Genomic DNA, 3,573 nt, shown 5'->3' on the forward strand with positions numbered 1-3,573 from the left:
TAAGCGTCAGCTGGGATTTGGATGGTCCAATTGCCATTCATACAGTGGAGTAGTCCATCAGTCACGGTGCTAGTACTAGTTCTCTTCATGGCCAATGCGTTTGTATTGTAAGACTTGTGTAAGACTATGCTAACATACTCGTGTAAGACTCTGTAAGACTATATGATTGGTAGAAGCCCAAGCTGGATGATTAACACTTACAAAATACCCAGCAATGAAGAAGTGATAATGGTCGTGGATAATTACATCCAATCATATCCAGATGAATACTGTGAAGATGATGGCGTTCACCGAGATTTTTTAATAGATGACCCGATAATTATAATCCGTGAAACTGCATATGATAAGAATGGAAATAAATATTGGTTAATAAGGTCTGAAGTACAATGGGGGGAAGAGATTGAGCTTTACGACGAACAAACAAATCACACAATATATTACTCATGCAAAGAATATGAATCAACTATAATTTATCGTGTTGAAGTAGTTCATCGCGGAGAGAAAAAACGCGGTTACACGGGACGGTTTTTAGAGATAATTGGCGAAGAAGTTATTAAAGAAATTATCACTAATGCTGTAGAGATGAAACCCAATCTCTGAACTTTTTCAAGCTATCCCACTGCTCGGTTGGTGGGATAGTGTTCAGTCCGTGAGCAGCTCGCATATACTCGTCAATTAACTGCATAGTGACGTCAGAAGTACTCGGGGAACACACCGGGTAAGTACTAAATTCATAGTTCGCACAATCTACCCAGTACTCGTTATCGGGTAAGGAAATGTTGATAGCAGCAAGCTCTAGCAACCCACAACACAAATCACTGGAAACTCCCAATAAATTGGTACGGACTCGCTGATGCATTATGCGGTGAGCAAACCAGTAACCGTTGATGGTCTTATGAGCTACAAAGCGCTGGTGCATGGAATGGGCGAGCAGAAACCGGTCATTATAAAGCAACCAATCCAACCAATCACTACCAGGCAGCTCTTCAGTAGTCATTGGGATGGGGATTCGGTAAGGCGGCTCTGCCAAGTTCAATGTATCGAAAAATGCGACAGGGGTACAGTTAGGGGTCATAAAAAGAAAACAGCGACACCTAAGATAGATTCTACATGGTGGTATTCCAATGCAAAGGCAAGCCCGTAACCACTCTTAAAGCTAAAATGGGTATATGAACCAGCTAATTGGCCGGGTACGGCCAATGATAGCCAAAATGTGGGCATGAATCAGACCATCTTGGCCACACACATCAAAAATTCACAAACTAAATAGTCAACTAACAGACCCTCAGATGGAGAGAGAAGGGTAAAGGGTAGAGGGAAGGGATGGTTATGATAGCTTATTGATTCACAATGTCATTAGAACATCAAATACCCAAAACCGACTCAAATACGCTTAATCTCGTTGTGAGATGTCAACTATAAGAACAAGTTCTCAGTCACGGAAATTAAGCGGATGCTTCGCGGCCAAAATATGGGGTTGGCGTGCATCAATTCCCCATATATTAGCGGCGTTCACGCCAACAAAAACACACATACCCATATTTCATGCGGGTTTCAGAATTCGATTTTTCACCAGTCAAGCAGGTTTTTTTGAACTGATATCTTGAGTGGTGAAATTTAGTGTTTTTTGGCATTGTTTAAATCACCAGTCTAATAACCCATTAACACCATTGGTTTGTGTGGATTAGAGTACTACTAACTACCATCAAGCGTTTTCAATAGTTGGAATTATTGATATCCATTTCATTGATACCGGTAATTGGTGTTAATGGGATGAATGTGTTATCATAGTGTCAGTATTGACCTTTGACTGGGTATGTCCCAGTTTTGTTAGCACATGCAAAATGTGAATATTTGACAAGTTTTCGGTTTGTGTTTCTTGTTAGCAGTGAATTCCAAAAATGCATGTGCTAACTTTTATTGATGGTTTATCTAGATTTGATTACTCTTCACTGCTATCATTTTTACCAGTAACCAATTTGCGACCATATCGAATATCTAAATTGGCTCTGACCATTAGCAAACATTGGAATTCTGGATGTTCTTCATAATGTCGCGCTGCATGGTAGTACTTGTGTTCTTTGATGGTTGACTTGAAATTGCGATTACCAGCACGGATGGCTGCGTCAATCGAATTTGTCATCAGTTGATAATTGATAGTTCCATCATCATTAGTGAAAAATGTTTCGTATGATTGACCATACTTGTTGATGAGATATTTCTGTTCACGCTCCCAACTTTTCATTTGGTCATGGGTTTGAAATGTGAATTGTGATAAGCTACATTCTCGCAACAGACGAGCCGACTCAACTGTGCATCCGGGGAATGCTTGAGAATTTTTCCAAGATGTCAGATAATTTTTCTTGTATTCGCTTGGTTTCAGTATCTTACGGAACAGATAAGTTTTTGCACGCTCAACACTGTATGGTGTCTCGTGTAGACTATCTAAGAATGTTTCGGATGGTAGATATTCGTTAGTTAAGCTTTGCAACTCATCACCATTCATGGTTTCGGCTTGACATTCATTATCTCGGTATGAGCGCATTTTTGTGGTGACTTTTTCATCGCCAATTTGAAACTTGTAGTTAGCTGAGCCGTGGAATGTGCCAGATGTGCAGATTGACTTGATTTCAAATTCAAACTTGTTGACCACTGAAACTGATGGGAATGTGTTTCGTATGTGTGTTGCTACTTGCTTAGCTGTCATGTTTTCTAACTCTTTACTGGTCATTATTCCATTTTTAGTTTTGGCGATGACTGTCAATTCATCATCTTGTTGAATTGTCCCAAGTTCGATATCTTGGTCTTTAAAGAGACTTCCGAACTTTAAATGGTTTGCTTTCGATGGTGTGTACGCTTCCACTAATGCTTCAGCGGTTAGTTTACGACTAGATTTTTTATGAATGACGTTGTCTAACTCGAAAGCACATCCATCAGTAATGGTCTGAAAACCGTGCAGTGATTTCTCCATATACCACGCCATAGCTCGGGCGCGTGCTGTGATGTTATTGCCGACAACTACATTACCAATGGCGAAAAATGGCGAAACCATGATTCCGTAGATTGTGTTTATAATTAGCTTATACAGAGAGTTCCATGGTTTCTCACTCGCTATTTTCTTGCTATATTGACTTCGAAGTTTGAGCAGTTTATCAACTAACAATTCTCCAAGATTTACACTAGTCCATGCATAGCACTCTTGTTCAGTCTTGATGATTTTAGACTTCTTGCGTTGGTTTACAGCGTTGGTGGTGTTTTTGCCAGTGTGATTAGCTCTTCGGTCTAGCAGTTCTTCTAAAGTATCAACACGTTCGCATCTCGGATAATAAGTAGCTGTCACTATGTGGAGATTATCAAGTAGTTCGGCTTTCTGCTTTACCGAGCATACATTCTCTAACCATTCAATGAAGTCTTCAGTAATGACTGCTAGTTTGACGTCTCGTGTGAATATTTTGGTAGTTCCGATGTTGTCTTCAGTCCACCATTCAGTAGCTTCTAAGTCTGTGTCAGTTGGAATGTTGCTGGGGTTTCTTGGTGGTATCCATGAGATGAGATTATCTTGGACATGTTTCA

The 3,573-nt window shown here is 40.1% G+C and carries 2 protein-coding genes and 1 pseudogene; 1 reads left to right on the forward strand and 2 read right to left on the reverse strand.

What is annotated here, in order from left to right:
* The first annotated feature begins 162 nt into the window (after positions 1 to 162).
* A complete protein-coding gene (locus F6K63_RS36425; protein ID WP_287314952.1) occupies positions 163 to 600 on the forward strand; it encodes a hypothetical protein in 438 nt (145 codons plus the stop codon).
* Here F6K63_RS36425 and F6K63_RS36430 read toward each other — a convergent pair.
* Both F6K63_RS36430 and F6K63_RS36435 read right to left on the reverse strand, forming a co-directional pair.
* Positions 569 to 997 carry a hypothetical protein gene (locus F6K63_RS36430; RefSeq protein ID WP_287314953.1) on the reverse strand — a complete coding sequence of 143 codons (429 nt, stop codon included), beginning with the start codon at positions 995 to 997 and terminating at the stop codon, positions 569 to 571. The two genes, F6K63_RS36425 and F6K63_RS36430, sit on opposite strands and share 32 nt — an antisense overlap.
* A gap of 945 nt (positions 998 to 1,942) precedes the next feature.
* A pseudogene (locus F6K63_RS36435) lies at positions 1,943 to 3,573 on the reverse strand (hypothetical protein); the annotation flags it as partial.

The sequence above is a fragment of the Moorena sp. SIO1G6 genome, assembly GCF_010672795.1.
Lineage (GTDB): Bacteria > Cyanobacteriota > Cyanobacteriia > Cyanobacteriales > Coleofasciculaceae > Moorena > Moorena producens.